This window comes from Bacillus sp. BB081 (assembly GCF_008368895.1).
GTDB classification, from domain to species: domain Bacteria; phylum Bacillota; class Bacilli; order Bacillales; family Bacillaceae_G; genus Bacillus_A; species Bacillus_A wiedmannii.
This window is the reverse complement of sequence record NZ_QOZX01000002.1, coordinates 108,598-132,374: the sequence shown is the minus strand read 5'-3', so window position 1 is coordinate 132,374 and position 23,777 is coordinate 108,598. Positions and strand designations below refer to the sequence as shown.

General features: G+C 33.2%; 23 protein-coding genes, 2 tRNA genes and 2 pseudogenes. 5 read left to right on the top strand and 22 right to left on the bottom strand.

Annotation, left to right across the window (positions count from 1 at the left end; all coding sequences use genetic code 11):
* Positions 1–186: 186 nt before the first annotated feature.
* Together DN394_RS00770 and DN394_RS00765 are read right to left on the bottom strand one after the other, a co-directional pair.
* A complete protein-coding gene (locus DN394_RS00770) occupies positions 187–1,185 on the bottom strand; it encodes a hypothetical protein (RefSeq protein WP_046956273.1) in 999 nt (332 codons plus the stop codon).
* A gap of 197 nt (positions 1,186–1,382) precedes the next feature.
* The gene (locus DN394_RS00765) at positions 1,383–1,631 is read right to left on the bottom strand and encodes a hypothetical protein (protein ID WP_001983650.1); all 249 of its coding nucleotides are present in this window, start codon (positions 1,629–1,631) and stop codon (positions 1,383–1,385) included.
* 520 nt (positions 1,632–2,151) lie between these two features.
* Here DN394_RS00765 and DN394_RS00760 point away from each other — a divergent pair.
* Positions 2,152–2,766, top strand: coding sequence for a PH domain-containing protein (locus DN394_RS00760; protein ID WP_000473869.1), 615 nt, complete (start codon positions 2,152–2,154; stop codon positions 2,764–2,766).
* A gap of 94 nt (positions 2,767–2,860) precedes the next feature.
* On the opposite strand, the gene DN394_RS00755 is transcribed toward DN394_RS00760, so the two are convergent.
* The 9 genes from DN394_RS00755 to DN394_RS00715 form a co-directional block, all read right to left on the bottom strand.
* Entirely contained in the window at positions 2,861–3,061 is a 201-nt protein-coding gene (locus DN394_RS00755) for a hypothetical protein (RefSeq protein WP_000124458.1), read from the bottom strand.
* A 411-nt stretch (positions 3,062–3,472) separates the two neighbouring features.
* Positions 3,473–3,546, bottom strand: a tRNA-Arg gene (locus DN394_RS00750).
* Position 3,547: 1 nt separating this feature from the next.
* A tRNA-Gly gene (locus DN394_RS00745) sits at positions 3,548–3,621 on the bottom strand.
* A gap of 109 nt (positions 3,622–3,730) precedes the next feature.
* Positions 3,731–4,234 (bottom strand): metallophosphoesterase, encoded by a 504-nt coding sequence (locus tag DN394_RS00740; RefSeq protein WP_149293540.1) that lies wholly within the window; start codon positions 4,232–4,234, stop codon positions 3,731–3,733.
* A gap of 13 nt (positions 4,235–4,247) precedes the next feature.
* Positions 4,248–4,856 carry an XTP/dITP diphosphatase gene (locus tag DN394_RS00735; RefSeq protein WP_141542908.1) on the bottom strand — a complete coding sequence of 203 codons (609 nt, stop codon included), beginning with the start codon at positions 4,854–4,856 and terminating at the stop codon, positions 4,248–4,250.
* 11 nt (positions 4,857–4,867) lie between these two features.
* A complete protein-coding gene (rph, locus tag DN394_RS00730; RefSeq protein ID WP_098092683.1) occupies positions 4,868–5,605 on the bottom strand; it encodes a ribonuclease PH in 738 nt (245 codons plus the stop codon).
* Positions 5,606–5,733: 128 nt separating this feature from the next.
* Positions 5,734–6,783, bottom strand: coding sequence for a spore germination protein GerM (gene gerM, locus DN394_RS00725; protein WP_046956270.1), 1,050 nt, complete (start codon positions 6,781–6,783; stop codon positions 5,734–5,736).
* 131 nt (positions 6,784–6,914) lie between these two features.
* Positions 6,915–7,724, bottom strand: coding sequence for a glutamate racemase (gene racE, locus DN394_RS00720; RefSeq protein ID WP_097916601.1), 810 nt, complete (start codon positions 7,722–7,724; stop codon positions 6,915–6,917).
* A gap of 209 nt (positions 7,725–7,933) precedes the next feature.
* A complete protein-coding gene (locus DN394_RS00715) occupies positions 7,934–9,259 on the bottom strand; it encodes an MFS transporter (protein ID WP_149293539.1) in 1,326 nt (441 codons plus the stop codon).
* A gap of 371 nt (positions 9,260–9,630) precedes the next feature.
* Between DN394_RS00715 and DN394_RS00710 the strand changes: the two genes are divergently transcribed.
* Positions 9,631–10,314: a type 1 glutamine amidotransferase domain-containing protein gene (locus tag DN394_RS00710; protein ID WP_097916597.1), complete on the top strand. Its 684-nt coding sequence runs from the start codon at positions 9,631–9,633 to the stop codon at positions 10,312–10,314.
* A 49-nt stretch (positions 10,315–10,363) separates the two neighbouring features.
* Here DN394_RS00710 and DN394_RS00705 read toward each other — a convergent pair whose 3' ends face one another.
* The 4 genes from DN394_RS00705 to DN394_RS29735 all read right to left on the bottom strand — a co-directional run bounded on the left by DN394_RS00705 (position 10,364) and on the right by DN394_RS29735 (position 12,604).
* Complete coding sequence (locus DN394_RS00705; RefSeq protein WP_149293538.1) at positions 10,364–11,002, bottom strand: TetR/AcrR family transcriptional regulator; 639 nt, start codon at positions 11,000–11,002, stop codon at positions 10,364–10,366.
* A 159-nt stretch (positions 11,003–11,161) separates the two neighbouring features.
* Complete coding sequence (locus DN394_RS00700) at positions 11,162–11,824, bottom strand: type 1 glutamine amidotransferase domain-containing protein (RefSeq protein WP_097916595.1); 663 nt, start codon at positions 11,822–11,824, stop codon at positions 11,162–11,164.
* Between the two features lie 156 nt (positions 11,825–11,980).
* Positions 11,981–12,268, bottom strand: a complete 288-nt coding sequence (locus tag DN394_RS00695; RefSeq protein WP_097916593.1) for a hypothetical protein — start codon at positions 12,266–12,268, stop codon at positions 11,981–11,983.
* 186 nt (positions 12,269–12,454) lie between these two features.
* Complete coding sequence (locus DN394_RS29735; RefSeq protein WP_370458304.1) at positions 12,455–12,604, bottom strand: DNA-binding response regulator; 150 nt, start codon at positions 12,602–12,604, stop codon at positions 12,455–12,457.
* 37 nt (positions 12,605–12,641) lie between these two features.
* On the opposite strand from DN394_RS29735, the gene DN394_RS00685 reads away from it, so the two are divergent.
* On the top strand, positions 12,642–13,625 hold the full coding sequence (locus tag DN394_RS00685; RefSeq protein ID WP_149293536.1) for a toll/interleukin-1 receptor domain-containing protein: 984 nt from the start codon (positions 12,642–12,644) through the stop codon (positions 13,623–13,625).
* A 102-nt stretch (positions 13,626–13,727) separates the two neighbouring features.
* On the opposite strand, the gene DN394_RS00680 is transcribed toward DN394_RS00685, so the two are convergent.
* The 6 genes and pseudogenes from DN394_RS00680 to DN394_RS00655 form a co-directional block, all read right to left on the bottom strand.
* On the bottom strand, positions 13,728–15,242 hold the full coding sequence (locus DN394_RS00680; protein WP_149293535.1) for a hypothetical protein: 1,515 nt from the start codon (positions 15,240–15,242) through the stop codon (positions 13,728–13,730).
* A gap of 2 nt (positions 15,243–15,244) precedes the next feature.
* Positions 15,245–16,312, bottom strand: coding sequence for a nucleoid-associated protein (locus DN394_RS00675; protein WP_149293534.1), 1,068 nt, complete (start codon positions 16,310–16,312; stop codon positions 15,245–15,247).
* A gap of 93 nt (positions 16,313–16,405) precedes the next feature.
* Entirely contained in the window at positions 16,406–16,657 is a 252-nt protein-coding gene (locus DN394_RS00670) for a hypothetical protein (protein ID WP_179953644.1), read from the bottom strand.
* Positions 16,658–17,305: 648 nt separating this feature from the next.
* Entirely contained in the window at positions 17,306–18,778 is a 1,473-nt protein-coding gene (locus DN394_RS00665; protein WP_149293532.1) for a recombinase family protein, read from the bottom strand.
* A 220-nt stretch (positions 18,779–18,998) separates the two neighbouring features.
* Positions 18,999–20,168, bottom strand: a complete 1,170-nt coding sequence (locus DN394_RS00660) for an ATP-binding protein (RefSeq protein ID WP_149293531.1) — start codon at positions 20,166–20,168, stop codon at positions 18,999–19,001.
* A 178-nt stretch (positions 20,169–20,346) separates the two neighbouring features.
* Positions 20,347–20,682, bottom strand: a pseudogene (locus DN394_RS00655) (IS1595 family transposase); the annotation flags it as partial.
* Between the two features lie 160 nt (positions 20,683–20,842).
* On the opposite strand from DN394_RS00655, the gene DN394_RS00650 reads away from it, so the two are divergent.
* Positions 20,843–21,625: a CPBP family glutamic-type intramembrane protease gene (locus DN394_RS00650; protein ID WP_149293530.1), complete on the top strand. Its 783-nt coding sequence runs from the start codon at positions 20,843–20,845 to the stop codon at positions 21,623–21,625.
* Positions 21,626–21,832: 207 nt separating this feature from the next.
* On the opposite strand, the gene DN394_RS00645 is transcribed toward DN394_RS00650, so the two are convergent.
* Positions 21,833–22,684: a DUF3888 domain-containing protein gene (locus DN394_RS00645; protein ID WP_149293529.1), complete on the bottom strand. Its 852-nt coding sequence runs from the start codon at positions 22,682–22,684 to the stop codon at positions 21,833–21,835.
* 98 nt (positions 22,685–22,782) lie between these two features.
* Here DN394_RS00645 and DN394_RS00640 point away from each other — a divergent pair.
* Positions 22,783–23,342, top strand: a pseudogene (locus DN394_RS00640) (arsenic resistance protein); the annotation flags it as partial.
* Positions 23,343–23,777 lie beyond the last annotated feature (435 nt).

Below are 23,777 nucleotides of genomic sequence, written 5' to 3'. Positions count from 1 at the left end.
GTTCCAATCTACTAATTGCCTAAAAGACAACTACGGTATATTTTGTTCGAGAATAATATGAAACATATTAAGTAAGAGAATTACACTTCTCTTCTCTTACAAACAGGCAGATTTCTGCCTTTTGCAACCCTTACATTATAACATAGAATATGCTCGTTTCAAGAACCGAACGATTCTTTTTCATAATTATACGGGCAAATATCCTTCTCTTTCAACACGTAATAACCATTGATAGGCAATATGAAACTCTTCTAATTCAATATTATACGCTGTCATAAGCTCTTCTTCATCAATAGTCAATCCGAAACGCTTTCTTCCAATTCTCTCTAAAACAGCAGCCCAAATCTCCACTTTATCCATTAATAGAGCGAATGGGAAAACGCTAATTCGCAATTCTTTCCAATATGTAACCATCGCATCAAATATATCGGGATAATTTTGCTCTAATCGGCTTGATAATGTATGTATAATGTTATTGGATTGCTCCTCATTATGACCTGTAAATGCTGGAATCACCTTGATCGTATTTCCAAACTTTTCTACCTCTATCTCTTCTTCTATTTGATTTTCTATCATTTTATATAAAATAGAAGTTTTCAAATAAGGGTGCTGTTTTTCGTCTATTAAAAATTTCTTTAAAATAGGTAATGCAAGATCCAAGTCTTTTAACGAAAGTTGCTGAATCGCTCTTAGCTTTTGCCCAAAGTTTTCTCCAAACATTTCATTAGTAAACTCATCCAATTCAAAATTCGAATCGACTAGTGACGTATCTACTTCACTTAACATACCTTCTGCAAATAAAGCGAGCTGTGCTAATTTTTCCTTTTGCTCAGGCATTACATCTTTCGTTTGCAAAACCTTTTCAACGATTTCAATGACACCTTCATAATCATTTGTTTGAACTAAAATCGTCACATATGTTTCAAGAATATCACCAAATAATACAGCTCCTGTTTCAAGTAACTGTTCACATTTGTCTTTCGCTTCTTCCATATGTTTTAATTCTAACAAACAAATAACAGAAGCGAGTTCCGTTTGTTCCGTTTCTGCATTATACTGACGTAATATTTCAAAGCAGCGCAATGCATCTTCGAATTTCCGCTCTTTCAGTGCTAAAAAACCTTCATCAATATATCGCTCTGATAGTTGTGGAAACAATACGACCGTATTTTCTTTTTTATCCATACGTCCGCCTCTTTTTCTAGATTTTAATTATCTTTAAAGTAAATATATCAAATGAGTAATAAGAACACAACATCTCAAAACCCTTTGTTTGAAATATAGAAATATTTAATTTTTATATTTCAATATAAACAAATCCTTACTAAAAATTAAAAATGTGCAAATAAAAATCCTCAGCAATTAAAGCAGAGGATTCATCATTAATGGAAAGCTTTTATAATAGTGGGGTATATAACAAGGGTAATAATTTGGAGAACAATAATTGCCATAACAATCATGCTAAAATAGAAGATTGGTTTACTTCGCTTCATTAAAAACATAATAATAAGCATCGTACAAGCAAACAAACTTAAGAAGAACAAACTCGTTGTCGAACTAAGTATACCACTCGGGACAAAGAACAATAACACTACACTACAAGTACCTATAATTCCAAATAACCATTCCATTCATTCACTCATTCCCTTTCCCTCTCATGGCAGTTTTTTTACTAAGCGATTAAATGTTTTACAACATCAACTACATACGTTAATTTCTCATATGCTACAAATCCAAAAGCAACTGTTAAACCCGTTACGATTAACCCTTTCATCATTTCTTCCTCCTCGTTTTATCGTTGTTACCTTCATTATAGAGGATTAGCAATTTGTTACCATCGAACTTCCTTACAGTTACCTTACAGAATTGTAAGATTTCAAAATGGATAGAAAAAAACCTCATATTACTTGAGAGGTTTTCACGGAATTTCTCTATAATTACTTGCAAAATTAACTTTTTTCTCTTGATTATTTTTCGGAGAATCCACTCTTAAACTGATAGATTTACTAAATAACTTAGGTTTGAAATAATTATTCGTTACTTTTCTTAACTTACCTTCATATATTTTCGTATTACAAGAAAACAACCGATGAAAATCATGTTAATATATTTTTATACAATTAAGAATTTAATTTACAAGGGGGATTATGTATGTTTAAAAAAATGGCTGCAGATGTATTAGGGCTAAGCGATGTAGGTTCTGTCATTACACCGAAAGATTACGATAAAGTTGATGCTGATGATTACGTGATGCATGAAGATGGGGAGAAAATTTATTTTCTAATCAAATCAAAATCAGATGAATATTGTTTCACAAACAAAGGATTAATCCACCTAGATGGTACAAGCGCAACAAGTAAAAAACGTACACTACGCCGCTTTAGCTATAGTAAATATCAAATTAAAAATGTAGCACTTGAAACTGCGGGAACAATTGATTTAGATGTAGAAATTAAGTTTCAAATGGGAGATGAGCATTATTCAATTGATGTTCATAAAAAACATATTGAAGAATTAAAAGATTTATATAAGGCTTTACTTAAAATAGAAGAAATTTCATACGACAACGATATTACATTGCAGTATGCACATAAAAGTCTAGATATGGCATCTAACGCTTTCAGCCGTATTTCAAACGCACAAGTAAATTTAGCAGAACAATTTAAAGAAATGAACGAGATCGCCTTTAACTGGCTCGTTGATACGAAGAAACAATATAACGTGAAAGATTATGGTTTTGTCTTTGAGAAGTTTATTAATAATTAATTTAAAACAAACAAAAAACCTTGTTATCAAAAGATAACAAGGTTTTCTTAGCGTCCCAGGAGAGGTTCGAACTCTCGGCCCGCTCATTTCCGTACTATTTTATATATTTTGATCGCAGTCTTAATATATCTTCTCCTTCACGAATGCCTGCCGATCCCTTCCTCACATTTTTTACGACAGTCCAATCTGGGTTAGTTTCATCACCGATGTTCTGTACTGTAAAGTTGCCATCACCATATTTCCGGTGACCTTCTGCCAATTTCTCCGTTAAATCATTCTCATTTGATCTCGCCATCTTTGCGCCATCTCCCTTTTTTATACAACCTTCTTAAACTGTCCAACCAATCACACGTCCAGTCAATTGGAGATTCTCGTTTTCCGCTTCTATTAATTGTAACACACTGTCGGGGATAAGTTCCGATAACGGTGCTCAATCTTACTAGAATGGTAAAAAGTTTTATAACATTCTAAGTGAACAATTGGGATAATATAGATATGGATTTAAGTTTCATCATAAGCCTATTGATTCTTTAAATTAAACAAGAGAAATAGGGCGCATAAATAGCGCTCTTTTCTTAATGCACTTTAATCTGTTGTATATATTAATTATCATATGTTACTTTATATTTTTTACACCTCTTGCACATACATCAATTTTTAAACAAACAAAAAACCTTGTTATCAAAAGATAACAAGGTTTTTTTAGCGTCCCAGGAGAGATTCGAACTCCCGACCGTACGCTTAGAAGGCGTATGCTCTATCCGGCTGAGCTACTGGGACATGGAGCGGGTGAAGAGAATCGAACTCTCGACCAGAGCTTGGAAGGCTCTTGTTTTACCACTAAACTACACCCGCATATGTTATTTTATTTTTCTTCGTTAGCGCTGTTGCCCTATCGACAATATTTATTATATGTATAACCATACATAAAGTCAACACCTTTTTTAAAAGAGGATAATTTTTCTTATCCTCTTTTAAAAACTGCTTGTTCAACTAGTTGTCCGTCTAATGTTTCAAAACGAACTTCCATTTGATTTTCATCCATTTCTAATAAAGCAAATGTCTTTTCTACACGCTGGCGTGGCAATAAAATACTGCCTGGATTAATAAATAAAACGCCATCCATTAATTCTGCACCTAATACGTGAGAGTGTCCGAAGCATGCAACTTGCGCCCCTACCTCTTCTGCATGGTACGCTAATGTTTGTAATGTCATTTTCACGTTATGACGATGTCCGTGCACAACTACGAAACGAATGCCATCTACATCAGTTACAATTTCATCTTGAAAGTTAGCATAATCACAGTTCCCTTTTACAACATGGAAACCTTGCAGCTCTTCATGAGCAGGCGTTAGCTCTGAATCACCGCAATGAATCATAACATCTACTTTTTCTTCATATTTCGCTTTCAACTGCTGTAATTCCTTCACGGAGCTATGACTATCGCTTACGATTAAAGCTTTCATCAATCTCTCTCCCTTATTCTCCTAAAAACCATTCAGGGATTTTTTCTTCTAGCTTACGAAGAGCACGTCCACGGTGACTAATGGCATTTTTCTCATCTGAACTTAGTTCCGCCATCGCTCTTTTATATTCTTCCACATAAAAAATCGGATCATATCCAAAGCCGTTTTCCCCGCGGCGCTGCTCTAAAATATACCCTTCGCACGTCCCGTTTACGATGACAGGCTTTTTATCACCTTCAGGGAAAGCCACTGCTAATGCACAGTAGAAACGAGCTGTACGCTTATCAAACGCTACGTCATTTAATTCTTGTAACACTTTATCAATATTCGCTTGATCATCTTTCGGCTCTCCTGCAAAACGAGCTGAATACACGCCTGGTTTTCCATTTAAAGCATCTACAATAAGACCTGAATCATCTGCAATTACGATTGCATTCAGCTGTCTACTCAAACTGTCCGCTTTTAAAATCGCATTTTCTTCAAATGTTTCACCAGTTTCTTCGACTTCTTCAAAATGAGGAAAATCGTGTAATGATTTTACTTCTAAATCAAATCGCTCAAATAACTCAGCAAATTCACGTACTTTCCCCATATTTTTTGTCGCTACAACAACTTGTTTCATACTTTCCACCTCTACTCTATATGAGATACGATGTCACCTAGCGCTTCTTTTTGCATGTCAATCAGTTGGAAGATGCCTTGTTCCGCAGCATCAAGTAATTCATTTAACTGCGCTCTGCTAAACGTCGACTCTTCTCCAGTTCCTTGCACTTCAACAAACTGACCTTTCCCAGTCATAATTACGTTCATATCAACGTCTGCTTTAGAATCTTCTGCGTAGTTTAAATCTAAAACAACACCTTGCTCTTCAACAATTCCTACTGACGTTGCTGCTAAATAATCTTTTACTGGAATTTTAGATACTTTTTCTGCTTGTAATAACTTCTCAAACGCTAATACCATTGCTACATATGCACCTGTAATAGAAGCAGTTCTCGTTCCACCATCCGCTTGAATAACATCACAATCAATCCAAACCGTTCTCTCACCAAGTGCTTCTAAGTCAACTACCGCACGTAATGATCGTCCAATTAAGCGCTGGATTTCCATTGTACGTCCTGTTACTTTCCCTTTACTTGATTCCCTAATTGTACGTTGTTCTGTTGCACGTGGAATCATCGCATATTCAGCTGTTACCCAGCCCTTTCCTTCTCCACGCATAAACGGTGGGACACGCTCTTCAATTGTCGCTGAGCAAATTACCTTTGTATCCCCAACCTCAATTAATACTGATCCCTCTGGATGTTTTAAATAATTCGTATGAATATGTATATGGCGTAATTCTGTTTTCTCTCTACCATCTACTCGCATAAAAATAACCTCCTCATAACTACTTGTTAGTATAGCCAAATTTAAATGTATGATATGTATACAATAAAAGAAGAGGAACCCAAAAAGCAATTCCCCTTTCTTACTTAAGTATATCAAATTATTGAAGATTAAAAACTACCTGTATTCACGTTTTCTGGACGATCGACAGGTTTTATTAACTTTCCGCCCTTTTCATCTATAAGATTCGCTTTACCATTTACTTCAATAGAAACACTTTTCACGCCTTTCTTTTCTGTTAAAGATAAAACTAACGACTTCAATACGTAATTTGAAACCATATTTTTATCTGGGTTTATAAATATATTTTCATTAAAGTTTAATGTAAGATTTCCATCTTGTAACTTCGGATTCGTAATCAACTTAACTCCTGGATTAAAATCATTCAGAAGCGATTGATGAATCGGTCCTTTTACAAGTTCATCTATAATTGCTGCATAATCATTTTCTTTTCCTTCTACAACGCGGCGTGTTACTGGTACGTAGTATTGCTGCTTATTATTATTTTGTGCCATAAAATAAAGTGTAACCGGTTTTGTATTTGTTACATCCGCTACTTGTTCATCATCGAAGTTGATACCATTAGCACGGCTCACCCCTTCACCAATCGGTGTACCACCAACAGGCATCTTTGCCAATTTCTCACCATTTATTTGGAACTGCACTTGTTTTATTTCTTTAAATTGCGTCAACGTCCAGGCTATTGACTCAACCATCTGACGCTCTTCCTCTTTTGCATAGTTTTTCATTTCTTTAGAGAAATCAATGACTGCCGTCCCATCTTTTTTCAAATCTAGTGTCATCGATGTATTCGCTGGAATGACTGCACGGAACCCATTCGGTAATAAATTCGTTACCGGTCCATCTTTCACAAGGTACTCTAACGTTTGCTGAATGACCCCATTTGCTTTCGGAGTAGGTATAGCTAACGTTTGCGGTACAACATAACCATTTTTATCAACAAGGTATAGTTCTCTATTCACCGTTTGTCCTTGCTTATCTTTCTTAGCTACTTCTTTCTTTCCACCCTCTGTATACGTAACTTGTTTTGGCGGATCAATTTGTTCCGTTGCTTTCTCCTGATTTATAAAGCCACACCCTGTTAGTAAAACAGCGCTCACAGTAGCACCAACAACCCATTTAAAAGTGGATTTAGGCATGCCATTCCCCCCTAAAATCTAAGTTTGTACTATTATGTATACGAGCTGTTTCATGTTTTAGAACAAGCTGTGCTTCCTATAAACAAAAAAACTCCTGATTTCTCAGGAGCTCACTTATATCGATTCTATTATTATTCTTTTTCTAAATGAATATGTTTCACATTTTCAATCGGTTGACCGAACCATTTTGATGCAATTTCTTTAAATAGTCCTATTTTTCCTGTTGTTAAGAAGAGATGATCACTTTGTTCCTCTCCCTCATTCAACATTTTACTATGGTATAAAATCGTACTTACTTCGCGCGCTGTTTCATCACCTGAACTAATTAGTTGTACTTTATCTCCCATTACTTTTTTAATAACAGGACCTAAAATTGGATAATGTGTACAACCTAAAATAAGTGTATCAATTTCAGTATTTTTCAGCGGTTGCAACGTTTCTCGTACAACTTCATACGCCATTTCACTTTCAAAATTTCCACTCTCTACAAGCTCAACGAAGGGCGGACACGCTAAACTTTCTACCATAACACGGTTATTAATAGACTTTAGCGCTTCTTCGTATGCACCACTTTTCACCGTTCCAATCGTTCCAATAATCCCAACATGATACGTGTTTGTCACTTTTAAAGCTGTACGTGATCCTGGGTGAATAACTCCTACCACTGGAATTGGTAATTGTTTCTGCATCTCTTCTAATACAACCGCAGTTGCTGTATTACACGCAATAACTAACATTTTGATATTTAAATCTAGTAAATGCTCCGTCATTTCCCACGTAAATTGACGCACTTCTTCTCGGGAACGTGGACCATAAGGGCAACGTGCCGTATCCCCTAAATATATAATACGCTCTTTCGGCAACTGACGAATTAATTCCTTCGCTACTGTTAAACCGCCAACTCCTGAATCGATAACACCGATTGCTCTATTCAACTTAATCACCCGTTTTCTCATTCATCATCTTATTTTATCATTATATTTTACACACTTTAAGTTCGCTCACTTAAACTGCTTCTCTATGAAAATTTTCATTTGTACCTATATAGACTAGGACTTTTTTATTTTGCTCCTTTTTTTCATAATTTGCAAGACAGAAAAATAACCGACCTTCTATATGAAAGTCGGTTTCTTCTATATAAAATGCGTATTTATTGCTCCATCTTTTTTTGGAAAGAAGACATTCCTATTAATAAGAAGAAATGAGCAGAAATTAAAATGACGATTAAAATAAAATTCAAACGATAACTATTTGTAGATTCCATAATTTTGCTCGCTACAGCTGGTCCAAATGCCATACCAAAAAAGTTAATTAAATTATATAAACCAAGACCACTTCCAACTTTAGTTGGATGTAATGTTTTCGGTATAAATGTGTTTAATGATACTTGAATAGCTGAATAACTCATAAATGTTAAAATAATCGCCACTACAATAACGACTATGTTCCCATTCGGAATAAACCCCAAAATTAAAAAGCCAACAATCATAATGACAGACGCTACATAAATCATATTCACATTTCCAAAGGAAGGGACAATCTTTCCAGTAATAAAACTAGATACAATACCAAAAAGTGATGCAACAAACAATGCAATTCCGATAACGAATGGAGACAATCCGTGCTCTCTGCCTAACAGCAATGGTAATAATAATAAACTAGCACATAACGCCACATTAATTATAAATCCGACCGCTATTAAACGAAGAAATGATTTATTTGCAAACAACTCAATATGAATAAATGGATGCTCCGCGTTCTTCATACGAACCGTGAACAAAAACAAGAAAGCTACCGATAACACAAATAGCCAACTATTAATACTTACACCTAATAAAACAGTCGTAATGAACGCAAATAATAACATCGCTCCAATGTAATCAAAATGAAACGCTTCATCCGTATGCTGCGCTTCTTCTGGCATAAATTTTATAAGTAAGACAATCCCAACTAACGAAATGACCATAAATAAAAATAAATATGGCCACCCCAGTGCATTTGTAATAGCCCCGCCAACTAAAGGACCAATACCTATTGCTAATGCAATAGAAGAACTAATCATCGCTAACGCACCAGGCTTCTTATCAGGAACAACTAATTTTGCCACTGCAATCATACTAAGCGCAATAAACGCCGCGCCCCCGCTTGCCTGCACTAATCTCGCAAGAATGATAATCATATAAGATTGATTCATAAATCCAATAATAGAACCCGCTACAAATATGATGATTGAAATAATTAATAGTTTTTTTACACTGTAACGATCAGCAAGCTTCCCATAGATCATCGAACCAATACCGACAACTAAGGAATAACCTACTACAACCCAACTTACTTTCGATTGGCTAATGGATAAATCATTAGCGATATCTTCTAACGCTACATTAAATAAAACCGCATTCATCGGTCCTAATAAAACGATAAAACATAATGTAAGAACAAACCATTTTGAATGGTCACTTATATCTTTCCCCATGTGTAACACCTCTCCTGATTGTAGTAACTGTAAATGAAAAATAAAGTTGTTTAGCTCCGCTATCACCACTAAACAACTTCATCAAATGTATAAATTTATCGCGCGACAAACTGAATTCGAAACGAAGCATGTATGTTGTTCGATATTCATGGAACTATCATAGTTTCAGCATTACAGTTTGTCAATAAAAAAATATACAAAGTAAACTAATTTAGCTTTTTTAGTTTACTTTGTTCAAATGTTGTTATACACTAATTTCGAATCCGATATAAGGAGGACTGACGTGGTTATTCAAATTTGCAATTTCTAACTTAATAAAATTAAGTAAATAAAGAGCTTTTATATAGAAGAAACATTATAGGAGGATTATGATGAAGAAAAAAATGTTAGTTGTATTAACGAGCGTAGAAAAATATCCAAATTTAAATAGAGCGACTGGGCTTTGGCTTGGTGAGGCTGTCCATTTCGTTAAAAAAGTAGAAGCAGCTGGTTACGAAGTAGATTATGTCAGCCCACAAGGCGGTTATACACCAATTGATCCGCATAGTTTAGCAATGGCAGAGAGCGTCGATTGGGAATGGTATCAAAAGAAAGAATTTATGAATCGTCTCGGTTCTACAATGAAACCAAGTGAAGTGAACCCAGAAGACTACGCCGTCATTTATTACGCAGGCGGTCACGGTGTAATTTGGGACTTCCCAGAAAATAAAGAACTTCAAATGATTAGCCGCAACATTTATGAAAATGGCGGAATCGTTTCCGCTGTTTGTCACGGAGCTGCTGGTTTATTTCATATCACATTAAGTAATGGGGAACGTTTAATTAGTGGTAAAAAAGTAACAGGATTTTCAAACGAAGAAGAAAAACTAGCTGAATTAGATCAATTTGTTCCATTTTTAACAGAAGATGAACTCATTAAAAATGGAGGACTTTACGAAAAAGCTGCGCAACCTTGGGAAGCTTTTTCTATAGAAGATAATCGTGTTATCACTGGTCAAAACCCAGCTTCAGGTGGTCCAGTAGCTGAATTAGTATTACAACACGTAAACAAATAACAGGTAATAAAAAAGCAGGTTTTCCATTACTATAGGAAAACCTGCTTTTTTACGAAATCATTTGCAAAATAGCAATAACTTCTTTTTCAATTTCCGAATCATCAATTGCATCTATATACTCTGGTTTAAAAAGTTGATACTTCTTCAATTGATAAAAATCAAGTATCGCTTTCTTTAACGTAATATCGTACTGAATACAAAAAGAATGATCTATAATACGTCTTAACATCACATCATCTTGTACCATAAATAATTGTGCGTTCATTTTATTAAAGTAACCTTGTTCCATACCAGCTTCAAAAAACATTTGCAAATTATGATTACGATTTTGTTGTGCAGCGACTAACTGATCAGATAAGTGCGGATATGCCTCTTTCAAATCTTGTAAAAAGACATCAGAAATATATGTCACACATTTTAAAGAGTGGATAAACGTCTTTTGGAAACGTTCTGCAAAAGACATACTTTCATCTTGAGTATCCGCATCTCCTTCAAGAAGGTAGTTCATAAAGTCTTCTACCACAGCTTCAATAATCTCATCTTTTGAAGAAAAACGTTTATATAAAGTAGCTTTACTAATATCCATATATTTCGCAATTTCATCTATTTTCAATTGGCTAAAACTCGTTTTTCTAATAACGGGCTTTATTTTATTAATATAAGTGTTTGCACACGCAACTTTTCTCATTAAAAGAGCCTCCCCTTTCGTCCATACAAAATAGTATAGCAAATTCACGATTAATTATAAATGAAGTCATTATACTCAATACATCTTTTTAGTTTAAATCTTTTTCATTTACACTACTGAAAAAATGCCCGCTACCTTTATGAGTAGCGAGCACCTTTTCTATAATTTACTTACAGCTCTTCTTATAGCTTTCCCTATTTCCATACTAGACTGCGGATTTTGCCCTGTAATTAAACGCCCATCTACTACGACATGTGGCGTGAATTTTGGAGCAACATAAAACAAAGCTCCTTCTTCTTTCAATTTACTTTCTAATAAAAACGGCACTCGCTTTTCTAAATGTACAGCTTTTTCCTCATCGTTTGTATAACCTGTTATACGCTTACCGGCACTAAAAAACGAGCCATCCTTATTTTTCACACCGACTAAAGAACTTACTCCGTGACAAACGGCCGCTACAATCCGGTTATTGTTGTACATATTCTCAATTAAATTTGCAACATATGGATTACCTGGAAAATCTACAATCGCTCCGTGCCCACCACCAAATAAAACCGCATCATAATCCGAAAAATGAACATTTGAGATCGGCTTCGTATTTTGCAATAAAGAAGCGACATGCTTAAATTCATGAGGTATCCCGTTCGGAATAGACACTCTATCAATAGGGACTCTACCGCCCTTTATCGACACAATATCAACATCGAACTTAGCCTTTTTAAACACGTTATAAGGAGCTGCGAGCTCTTCCAGCCACAAACCAGTCGGGTGTCCATTCATATCATGAGCACTTGTTGAAACTAACAATATCCTTTTCAACATATCCCCTCCCTACTACCTATTTATGTATAGAGTGTTCTTATCATTCATATAGCAAGCGAAAAAAATGATAACAACAAGCTGACCTTTTGTATAAAAGTCAACTTGTTGTTATCGTTTGAATTCTTTCGTACGAAGATTTTCACAACCTTATAACTTTTATCTCCAACGCCACGCAATCGTTTTATCCTCCATATGAATAGCAGGTATATCAATCCCTAAATACCGCTGATTATCCTCATCCAAAACAGACCAATTTCCTTCATATAAAAATTCAGGATCTATGCTTTCAAAATCAAATCCACTATCTTCGTCCACCATCTCACGAAAATATTTTTGGAACGGTTTACTATTTTCATATAGACGAATTGTTCCATACATCCATGGCATGTCTCCGAAAACACCTTTAATTTCACCTATCTCCATATCCTTAAAATACAACTTCATATTTGCACCTTCTTATTCATAAATGACAAAGATACCTAACCTGAATGCCTCATCATGTTCTAAAGTAGTTATTTTTAATGTTTCTTTCTTAAACATATCTTCCTTCTCAAAGTCTGAGATACCTTTTTAAGTTCAAAATATAAACAGAAAAATAGCCGACTCTTCATATAAAAGTCGGCTTTCTTTTTATAGTTCGAGCTCTCCCATGCGAAGAAGCTCAACAACTGCTTGTGAACGTCCTTTAACTCCTAGCTTTTGCATTGCGTTTGAGATGTGTAGTGATTGCAAATAAAGAAAGTTTTTCATTTTACTTTCTACATCAGAACTACATATAATTATATTAGATTTAATACTTATATTAGGAGCTGAATTTATGTCTGTTGAAAGAAAAAAAGCTTTTATTAGTTACAGTTGGGATAATCCACAACATGAACAATGGGTTTTAGACTTAAACAATTCATTGAGAGGAAAAGGTGTTATTTGTACCATAGACAAAACCATAACGCAACAAGCAACAACTAACCTAAATACAATGATGGTTCAAAATATGAAGAATAATGACTATATCATTATGGTTTTAACAGAGAACTATGCTCAAAAAGCAGATACTTTGCAAGGTGGAGTTGGTTTCGAAACAACACTATCCTTACCCATCTTACAAGAAAATCCCGAAAAACTAATCTTTATATTACGCCACAAAGGAAAATTTTTAGATGCATTTCCGTTCCATTTAAAAGGTTACTATGCAATTGATTTTTCGGACAATACCAAGTTTGAAGATAAATTTCAAGAGTTGTTACATCGAATTTATCAAGTACCACTTTATGAAGAAACTCCTGTCGGGGACATTCCAGCCTTACAACCAAGAAAAACCATTTTAAGAGAACCTCAACAAACAACTAATTTTTCTTATGCATCTATCCCAAGTCTGAATACTGTTACAGATTTAGACAAAGAATCGTTTTTATTCCAGAGTTATAAAGAAATCAACAATCAATTAGAACAACTTTTCCAATATGTTAACAAACAAAACCCAAGCATTAAATATACACAAGATGTAATACATGATAAAAAACATATTTACAAACTATATGTGAATGGTATGCATAAAACAGGAGTAAAAATATGGTTTGGTTCACAATTCGGAACTACCTCATACATTAATTTGGCTTTCGGACATCACCTTGATTCATCTAACGATAGTACCATGAATGAAATGATTACTTGTGAAATCAAAAATGGCAATGAACTGTTTCTAAAAGAAACATTAAGTCTTCACAGTCAAAATAAAGCCGTACGCCCAGAAGATATCGTTAAAAACATTTGGGACCATCATCTATTACACTATATAAAATAATGAGGATTTACATACGGAACGATTAGGACCATGATTTTAAAAACACCATCCAAATCACCTTTAAATAACATATCGGGTAGGAATTCCTACCCGATATGTTATTTAAACAATAGAGGAGATATGATCATATGTGTTTTCTGCATAAATAATAAGCACACGCTCTTTTGGTTGAGGCGGTGGGGATTCTTTAATAGGATTTATTTTCAATACAACTGAAAGGACAATAGCCAACGCTATGGTACCCCAAAACGCGTATGTGGTAAGTGTTTTATACTTCTTTAAGTTGTTATCAATATTTTCTATAGCAGGATCTAAAATACTTTCTTTAATTTCTTTAAGTTCACTTTCAGATACCACTGGAACTCTTTCGCTCGAAATCTTGTATAAACTAAGTATGTCTTGTTTCTTTTGAATTACGAATACACTATTATACCGATAAGAAATCCAAAAATAAAACGCATGTAGTCCCAGCGCTACAGCTAAAAACATTAAATCTCCTTTTGACATTGTCACAACAGCCGTAAATACCGCTGTTACTATTGCAATAATAGACGTGTTAATATTTGTAATAACCTTATCAGCACCTTCGCGCGCTTCACTAGCGTGCTTATGGGCTAATTCTATCGCTTCTTTTGTATCCTTTAAAAAGCTTTTCACTTCATCCGATATATAAGCGTCAAAGTATCGATTAGCTGTTGCTTCAATTTTTTTCAGGTGTGTATCAAGAATACTAATATCATCTTCACTTTGACAGTATATCGAAATGACATTTCGAACAATTTCAAGTTTATCTTGGACAAATTTTTCTAATTTATATACTGAACAATATATATTATGTAATATTTCAGCATGCTGAAACCTAGACTCAGATTTATAGCTTAACTCAATATTTTTTTGACCCCTAATCAAAAACTTCTCTTCCATGAATTTATTCGATACATGTAGTAAACAAGTGAAAAATAAATTAAACTGGAATACTTCTAACAACTGTTCATCTACTTTTTTAATAGAAAAAAATGTGGGGACGGGATACTTCCCTCCTATCCTTGTGTAATCTTCTCTTTTCTTTTGAACAGATTCTATATTCTTACATACCTCTTCTTCTAGTTGAGCAACAGATTCTACACTAAACTTTTGTAACGGCAATATTTTCATGTATTCATTTTCATAAACCATATGAACAGGCAAATATATATGTACGAATTTTTTAAAATCTGCCTTTTCAAAAAAAGAAATACAATTTTCACGAGTAATTTTAAAATGCTTTACAAAGGCATCCTTTGATAAAAACAAAATTTCATTTTTATCAATTCCAAAACCAAATAATTTATTTAAAGACAGGGTTAATTTTGTTGGCTGATTATCTGTAAAGAAATCCATTGTATAAAGTTCTTCATCACGCAGTATCTCATTTTCTTCTACGCAGAATTTAAAGCTAATACGATTTCCCTTTAGTTCCGTACTATAAGGTTCTTTAGAAAATAGTTCTTTAAAATAACCGTAATTATCTTGGAACGTAAAACTAAGATTTTGGTAATCTTCTTCCCAATCACTCAAATCTCCCTTATCCCTCAGCTCTTCTAACAGTTTCAAACAAACATTAAAAAATTTTTTCATAATCAACCCCGCGGTTTCTTAAGTTCAATATTACTCGTTATATTTTCATCCCTAATTTTTAGAACAATAAACTTTTTCCCATCTTCATCAGTTTCTTCTGTATGAAATATCTCTTTGTCTAACAATATTGAATTAAATCGTAGTTGTATACTCCTATCCTCATTATGAATAAAAGATATAGGTTCTTTTTCTTGCTCAACTACAAATTCAAACTGGATATCTTCATCTTTTCTCTTCATTCGTTGCTTAACACGTTCAATAAATTCAAATCTGTCTTCTTCTCCTGGTATAGAATCATACAACAGGTCTTCAAGTACTGCATCAACCTTGATGTATTCCTCGGTTTTCAATAACTCATTAACTTTTTTTGCAAGTGGAAATATACCAGGTAATTTTTCACTTTTAGCCACGTCTACCACGGCATTATAAAATGTTTCCGTTGCCATTTTGTTACTATTAGCCTCTTTCGCATTCGAAAAATCTACCAAAAAGAATTTTGATACACTATCCATTTTTTGTTGTTTATCTAAAACATACAAGTGTGATTCTTCCTCAAATAAATTCTCTTCCATTTTTATAAAAGCAGATTTATGTAATTTCTCTTTGACATTTGGTAACATATTCTTTCTAACTGTAAAACTTACATTCTTTGGGTCTAATTCAATCCCATCATTAGGGTCCATCTTTAGAATCCCTAAATAATCTTTTTGGGATTCTAAATTAAAGTAATGTAAAAAAATTAACGTCGCCGAACTGTTACTACTTGTTTTTTTCATGTTGTAAAAAAGTTTTATTGTCATACTTTTAGTACGCTTTGCAAATAAAGCTTCGTTAGCTAAGTCTTTCCCTAAATCTACACAATGTTTATACACATCGTCTTCTTTATTTTTAAAAACACATGTTTTTAGCTGCGCCGTTACCAAAGCTTTCTTTACATGGTTTTCAAAAAAAGAGATTACTTCCTTAAGATTTTCTTCCTCTATATTAATTACTTTATTTAAAAATGTCGGCTTATCTTCCTCTAAATCCATGTGATGCGCAATCACTTTTTTAATCTCAATATTTCCCACTATTCATTCTCTCCCCTAAACATTAAACTAATTAAATGTTAGCATAAAATTCCACCTAATTGAACAAAAAAGACAGGACACAATGTCCCGCCTTTAATTTTTTTCTAATGAAAAATCTTTTAACCTGCCTTCAAAATTACATACGGCATCCCAGCCACCTATTATTTCCTCTTCATTTAGGGAACATATTTTGGGATTTAAATAAGCATATAGTAAACATTCTGCCGCTTCAAAATCACTCATTGCCCTTCCATATTCCTTCTCAATTCGAGTCTTTATCGCTTCATCTAATATAACATCACCTTCAAGTAACACGCTTACTCTGATTTTTTTTTCATTTTCCATATTATCATCCTCTACTTTCCCTACCATTTTCCTTTTAAAAACATCAAATTCATCCAAATTATATAGATGATTTTCTACAATGGTGAAAAAAGGGGAATTTTATTATATCCACATTTCATTCAAATGAAAAATCATAGAAATATAAATCTCCTTATAGAAATAAATAATTACTACAGGTTAAACAGCTATTTAATTTCAACTACTTATAAATATTGTTTAGTTTACCCAAATATCACAAAAAGGATAATTATCCTCAATTTCATTAATCATGAAGAATTTAACAAAGAACTAGAACAGTTTTTTCAATATATCACCAAGCAAAACCCAACCGTTGAACATATACAAGATGTAATACACAATAAAAACACATACATAAAATAGGAATCAAAATATGATTAGGTTCGTCTTTTGGAAGATTAAGTATTAATTTCACTTTCGGAAATCGTCCCGATTCGTTTAATAATACCATGAATAAAATGATTACTTGTGAAGTCCAAGGTAGTAATGATAAACCGTTCCTTAAAAAAACAATGCGCTTTAGTCAAAACAAAGAATTATCCCCAAGCGATATTATCAAAAACATTCGGGATCGTCATCTATTAACCTATATAAAAAGGATTGAGGAATTCCTCAATCCTTTTTATATAGTCATGTATCTTCAAATGTATATGTAATATCTACTGTCCCATTTTGATAGATTACAATTTCCTGAATTAACGTTTGAAAAACATGGTATAAATCATATTCCCTCTGCTGTAACTGCTCAAAAGCTTCTTTTATTGTCTTAATATCCACTGCAACTGAGTCATTTTGTTTTAAAAGAAACAACTCATTGCTCATTTTTTTTATTTCTATTTCCAGATCGCTCCTCTTTTTTTCAAACTCTTCTTTATCAATTAACTCTTCCAAGTATAAATCAAGCAACGACTTTTTCTTTTGTTCGTTGGCATTCACAAGATGCTGAAGTTTCTTTACTTTTTTGCCTCTTCCTTCTTCTACATTATTTTGCAGTTTTAAAGTAAGTGATTCTCCTTTTTTCACAAGCAAATCAATAATAAACTGACGAAAATCTTTATATTGAATTGGCACATGATTTACACAACCATGTTTCCCTGCTCGACGATATTGAGAACACTTTAAATATTTCCACTCTGTTCGTTCTCCATTTTTCTTTTTAGAATGGGATTGTACAATTATCATGTTCGAATCACAAGCCGCGCATTTTGCTATATTCCGAAATTCATTCCAAGCTGTAATCTTTGTTTTATTTGTATTAGCATCCTTTGGATTCACTTGACCCCATACCTCTTCATCTATAATTACTGGGTGATGATTAGGAAAAACAAACCATTTTTCTTTCGGATTTCGAATTTGTTTTTTCTTGCCACTAACTTTCACAGAAGTATATTGATTTAAAATAAAGGTTCCTTTATAGATCGGATTTCGAAGAATTCGCTGGACAGAAGTCATTTGCCAGTTCTTTTTAGTTTTCGACTTTACACCTAATCGATTTAACTCATTTGTGATTTTTTTATATCCCCAACCGTCTATATACCACTTATACATTCTTTGAACCACTTCTGCCTCGTCTTTATTTATTACTAATTTTTGATTAACACGATCGTATCCATAAGGAACTTTGCCAATATGTTCTCCTCTTCTCACCTTCACAGCCAACGCAGCTGTGATACTTGACGATAAGGTTCGACTATATTGCGCTGAAAATAAGGACCACAGCTCAAACGCCATATCATTTTTCCCAGCCTTTACCGAATCGTAACCTTCTTCCACAGAAATAATTCGGACATTGTGAGCCAAAAACACTTCACGAATTTCTAATGAATCCTTTAAATCTCTTGCTAAGCGCGAAATGGATTTAAATACCACCATGTTAATTTCTTTTAACTTTGCTTTTTGTAGAAGTAATTGAATTGCAGGGCGATCAGTGAATAACGTCCCACTAATCCCTTCATCTTTGAAAACACTTTTTTCATCCCATTTAAATCCATTCCGTTCTAACCAGTTTCGGCAGATGTCAATTTGGTTTTCGACAGATGAAACCTGTTCATCTCGGTCTGTTGATATACGAACATAAATTGCATAAGACCCCAACCTTTTCACCTTCCCATCTCCGAAGCTCCCGACTACCTAATTTCACACTAAATACTTTTTTCTTTTTATAAAAGATATGATACCTTAGTGTTTTTTCATTACTAAAAGTAAAATATAACTTGTTTCAATATTAGTATGTCTTTAACAATGTATATAATTCATTTTTATAAAATAAATTCATAAAAATGAATTATATACACAAATAAAAAAGGAACTATCGCAGTTCCTTTTATACAACTTTTATTATAAGCTCTCCAACAATAGGTTTCGGAAGATTTTTGGCATATATCGTATATTCCCAATTACAAACCTTCCCGCGAGCTCTAGGACCAAAAAACACCCTTAGCGACTTACCAAAAGCTACTGTATTCTGTTGATGTTTAAGAGCCCCAACATCAGCTTCAATAATTACATACTCCTCTTTTGTTTCCACTTCTGGATAACGTATTACTGTATCAACCTTCGTATTAGAAATAGTCGCTGCCTTTATTATTTCGGGCGTAGAGAGTGGCTTTGAATGGATACGATCCATCACAACAACCCCTACTTCTTTCGGAACCTTTATCTCAATAGATACATCCTCTAAATATTTATCCCCATCATTTCGAAGAATTAAATTTAATTTGTGTGAAATTTCTTCCCCCACATAATACCAATCGTTTTCCCTATAATCCTCTTTAACATTTTCTAAATTTTCCTTTAATTTTTCCACACTTCTTTTTTGATAAGGCACTGGCTCAAAAGGAGAAAACCACATATTATTGAAAGCAGTTTTTTCAATCAAACCTTCTCTTTCTCTCTTACTCAATTCTGCCTCAATGTTTTCTTTGGCTAAGTCAGATGGAAATTTTACTTCTTTAATCCCTTCTATAACTAACTTATTTTCTAAACTTTCACTAAAGCCAACTGAAATTTTATCGTTAAAATAATGATTCGATCGAAATGCTAGCAACTCATCTAAATCCCGTCTTGTTAATCGATCTTGCTGACTTCCTCTTCTAATGTAACATTCTCCTTTTTTTAAACCCTGAAAATCTTTTTTCATCATATACGGAGGATTGTTACAAGGACCAATCTCAAACACACCTAATAAGTTCCCATCTACTTGGATTGAAGAATACGAAAACTCAATAGAGGGTTCGATGTTTTCTCGAATAACTTGCTCATAAGTTGCTTGATCTATAACACTTTCTCTAGGAATAGGATGAAATTCTTTCGTTCCATCTGGTTTATCCTTGACACCAACAACAATATATTTTTTTCCATCAATTGGTGCATTCGCCATCGACATAATATCTTTAATTAAATCTTTGTTTTTTTCCCTTTGATATTGTTCTCTTTTAAAATCTAATCTTGTGCCTTCACGTTCATATTTTACTAACCATTCAATATTTTCCAAACCACTTTCCCCTTTGTATTGAATTCTCTCTGTTAGATGTATAACCTTTCCGTTAAATACCCAAAAATATTATAAACTATATATAGATTTGAATCAACAAGACAAATCGTATATATAGTGTTTTTCTCATTTTAGCGTTCCCTAACATAACATCTTTATCTTGTCATACAACCAATAATTAAATCTTGAACTTCGACAGACACAAACTATCATAAATATCTACCATTTCAAATACAAATGATGACAGAAAAAATTCTTTAATATTGTGCTTTGTACTTTCGTTACTTCGACTATCGACAAACAAGAACCAAGCCAGGTAATTACCAAGATACTTTGTAGCCATACCTTTAAAACGTTCTACCCATTACTTCAGACGATATTGGAAAATTTTTATATTTCGGATGTGATACAAGCCCTTGATAACATGCTTACCATCAGTCGATTTTAATCGATAATGCTCTAATTTCTTTTGCATAGGTCTATAAGCTCTCCAAGCATCAGTAACAAGTACATTGTGAAGTCATTTTAGAGCCAATATATTAAAAAGAAATATATGAGAACAAGGTTGTATCGCAGTTTCTTCGACTTCCTTTTGATAGAAGTTCTTTCATAACAAACCGCTTTGTAGTATATACATGTACAAACCAACTCTAAAATAAAGGATGTGCCTTCATATGAATGGATCACCCACGATTTGCCGATTATTAAACAAGTTGAATTACATACCAAAACCAACACGTTTCCCTCATCAAAAAGCCATATTATATTTTTTACTAATTCCAAGCTTGATTATAACTTTGAACACAGGAATTTATAGCCCGATTTTATTAACTCTTGTATGCCTACTTATTGGATATAAGGATATACACGTTTTTGTAGATATTAAAAGATACAAATTGAAAAACCTGCTAAGAATATCCATTGTCTTACTTATTCTTAATTTACTCTTTTCATTATTGGCATTAGAGATGCTGAGACTTTTTAACATTCACGACCCACAAGGAATTAGAAGTGTGGTATACACAAATAAAGAATATATCGATAACTTACTACATTTACCCTTTATCGCCGTTGGGGAAGAGTTTTATAAACTTCTAATATTTATTTCTTTCTTTATTTTGCTTTCTCAATTTCCAGGGCATACCAGAATATTTATTGCTATAGTCCTAGCTTCCTTTATGTTTGGTTATATGCATGTATTCAATTATAAGCTAACTGCAGGATTACCTTTAATGATTGGTGCCATTCCCACCTTTTACTTTATGCTTTATTATAGAAGCATTCTCCCATTAATTATCGAGCACTTTCTCTTCGATTTCTTTTCTTTTTCATTACATACACAGTATCAAGAGTTTTTATTAACTCTTCTTCAGGGTTTCTTTATTATGTTTTGTATATGGCAAGTCATTAAAATCCCACTAAAAAAAGATAAAATTGATACACATCATAAAATCTAAAATGTATAACTTTCAGTACAACTGTTTTTTCTTTTCATTTCTAAATCAATCTTTAAAATAAAAAAGGTAGCTAAAGTAGCTACCTTTCCTGTTTGATTTAGTAATGTTCTTTAAATCACCCCCTAGAACAAACTCCCCTTACTTATTTCAAAAAGCTACCAAACTCCGAAACTACATCCTGATATCTATACAATTGAATTTGAAAACTTATTTAAACAAGTTTCTTTGATTTACAAGTAAAGGACAAGAATCCAGTAATTCCTCTTTTTCTCTACTCATTCGGTTTTGAGTTGTGATAGGCTTAAATTTTTTCCATACATACCATAGTAATTTATAATCCATTTTCTTACCTTGTTTACTATTTTTAGCTGTTACTATCCAATTACCATCTTTCTTTTGTACTTTATAATTCACATTTGTACCATCAGACTTTTTAAAGAGCATATAGCCTGTGTTGTCTTTTATAAAGGTTACAGGGTCTATAACATTTTTATAGGGTATCTTTCTCTCAGGAAGCAAAATGTTGGTTACTATTTCTTCTGCAATATTAAAAAGGGGGGGAAATTCATTATTTATTTCTGCTTGGTATTGTAATTGATTGTATGTGTAAGAAGAGTAAGACTCTAAATTCAAATTAAAAGAATGTTTTATATCTGAAAGTGTTGCACTATAGAATTCATTTATTTCCTTTCCTACTTTATCTCCCTCATGTTTAAAGCTAATTATTTTAACCTCAAATGGACTTATTTTGAAAGTCATTGTTTCCTTACCATACGGAGGATCATGTGCATGTTCAAATGTTGTGACTTGGACTTTGGTAATAAAGCTAAACTGACCCTCAGGCTCTCTAATGATACTCAGAATCTTAGCATCATATAAACCATATTGCTTGGGATAGCCATAGTAATTAATAATTTCCTTTTTTATGGATGGATGAAGGGTTGTAATCAATGTATCATATATAAGTTTATAATTAGTCTGTTCACTTTGGGCATAAATCTTACTGGGAATAATCCAAAAAGTTATTGTAGCAATTAAAATATAAGTTAATTTTTTCATGGGGTATTAAGCCTCTCTAAAATATTTTTCATATATAACTTGTGCCAATAAGAGAAAATTATCTAAGGTTTTAAGAAATCGAGGTAAAACTATCCTGTGTATTCGTCATAGTATTACCGAAGTGGTTAGGTATGGAGAGCTTTGTTGTAGATATTTCAATGGGAGAAATCACAAAAAATATCGGTATTTATTTAGGTATTCCATTTGGTACAGGTATGTTAACCCGACTTATTTTCGTAAAAATAAAAGGACGCAAATCATATGAGTTAACCATCGTTCCTCGTATTAATCCATTAACATTAATTGCATTGTTTTTTACCATCAGTGTGATGTTCTCTATTAAAGGAGAAATGATTATTCAATTACCAATGGATGTTGTACGAATTGCAATTCCATTACTTATTTACTTTATCTTAATGTTCTTTGTACCATTTTTCTTATCCAAAAAATAGGAACGAATTATCCTGTTGCAACTTCTTTATCATTCACAGCAGCAAGTACTCACTTTGAATTGGTTATTGCGGTTGGAGTATTTTGAATTCACTCAGGTGCAGTCTTCGCAGCAGTTATCGATTCATTAGTAGAAGTACCTGGATTAATTGCACTTGTTAATGTTGTATTAAAATTACAAAAGAGATTTTCAAATAATACTCTCTGAACAAATAAGAAAGCTAACTTAGGTAAGTGAGCTTTCTTATTTTTACCCATGTAATATTACATCTTTAATTTTCTAATGGTTAAATAATACATGTTACATTACTGATTTAAAAAGAAACACTTCTTCAGATAAAAATAATGTAACGTTCTACTTTAAATGTAGGGAAGAATACGGAACTTCCTATTTTTTGTACATTCCTGATTTAAACACAATATCTTCTACCAACCTTTGAAAATTAATCAATTTATTACTCACCTCAACACCGAATAGCAAAAGACAAATTCACCCTTACACCGAGAAGTTATTATTCAGAATATTCCCCATTAACAAACAAAAGGACAAACCTTATGTACCATAAGGTCTCGTCCCACTTTTTTTGAAAAAACACTCGGTGAAAGAGTAGGAGTGGGATACCATTCCTACTCCTTTACCGAT

Coding starts and splice junctions, on each gene's coding strand:
- DN394_RS00755 (WP_000124458.1), bottom strand. CDS start 3,061: ATGGCGAGATCAAATGAGAATGATTTAACGGAGAAATTGGCAGAAGGT.
- DN394_RS00770 (WP_046956273.1), bottom strand. CDS start 1,185: ATGGATAAAAAAGAAAATACGGTCGTATTGTTTCCACAACTATCAGAG.
- DN394_RS00670 (WP_179953644.1), bottom strand. CDS start 16,657: ATGGAAAATGAAAAAAAAATCAGAGTAAGCGTGTTACTTGAAGGTGAT.
- gerM (WP_046956270.1), bottom strand. CDS start 6,783: ATGCCTAAATCCACTTTTAAATGGGTTGTTGGTGCTACTGTGAGCGCT.
- DN394_RS00645 (WP_149293529.1), bottom strand. CDS start 22,684: ATGAAAAAATTAACTTATATTTTAATTGCTACAATAACTTTTTGGATT.
- DN394_RS00695 (WP_097916593.1), bottom strand. CDS start 12,268: ATGAAGTTGTATTTTAAGGATATGGAGATAGGTGAAATTAAAGGTGTT.
- DN394_RS00710 (WP_097916597.1), top strand. CDS start 9,631: ATGAAGAAAAAAATGTTAGTTGTATTAACGAGCGTAGAAAAATATCCA.
- DN394_RS00735 (WP_141542908.1), bottom strand. CDS start 4,856: ATGAAACAAGTTGTTGTAGCGACAAAAAATATGGGGAAAGTACGTGAA.
- DN394_RS00715 (WP_149293539.1), bottom strand. CDS start 9,259: ATGGGGAAAGATATAAGTGACCATTCAAAATGGTTTGTTCTTACATTA.
- DN394_RS00760 (WP_000473869.1), top strand. CDS start 2,152: ATGTTTAAAAAAATGGCTGCAGATGTATTAGGGCTAAGCGATGTAGGT.
- rph (WP_098092683.1), bottom strand. CDS start 5,605: ATGCGAGTAGATGGTAGAGAGAAAACAGAATTACGCCATATACATATT.
- DN394_RS00685 (WP_149293536.1), top strand. CDS start 12,642: ATGTCTGTTGAAAGAAAAAAAGCTTTTATTAGTTACAGTTGGGATAAT.
- DN394_RS00700 (WP_097916595.1), bottom strand. CDS start 11,824: ATGTTGAAAAGGATATTGTTAGTTTCAACAAGTGCTCATGATATGAAT.
- DN394_RS00680 (WP_149293535.1), bottom strand. CDS start 15,242: ATGAAAAAATTTTTTAATGTTTGTTTGAAACTGTTAGAAGAGCTGAGG.
- DN394_RS00705 (WP_149293538.1), bottom strand. CDS start 11,002: ATGAGAAAAGTTGCGTGTGCAAACACTTATATTAATAAAATAAAGCCC.
- DN394_RS00650 (WP_149293530.1), top strand. CDS start 20,843: ATGAATGGATCACCCACGATTTGCCGATTATTAAACAAGTTGAATTAC.
- DN394_RS00740 (WP_149293540.1), bottom strand. CDS start 4,234: ATGAAAGCTTTAATCGTAAGCGATAGTCATAGCTCCGTGAAGGAATTA.
- DN394_RS00765 (WP_001983650.1), bottom strand. CDS start 1,631: ATGGAATGGTTATTTGGAATTATAGGTACTTGTAGTGTAGTGTTATTG.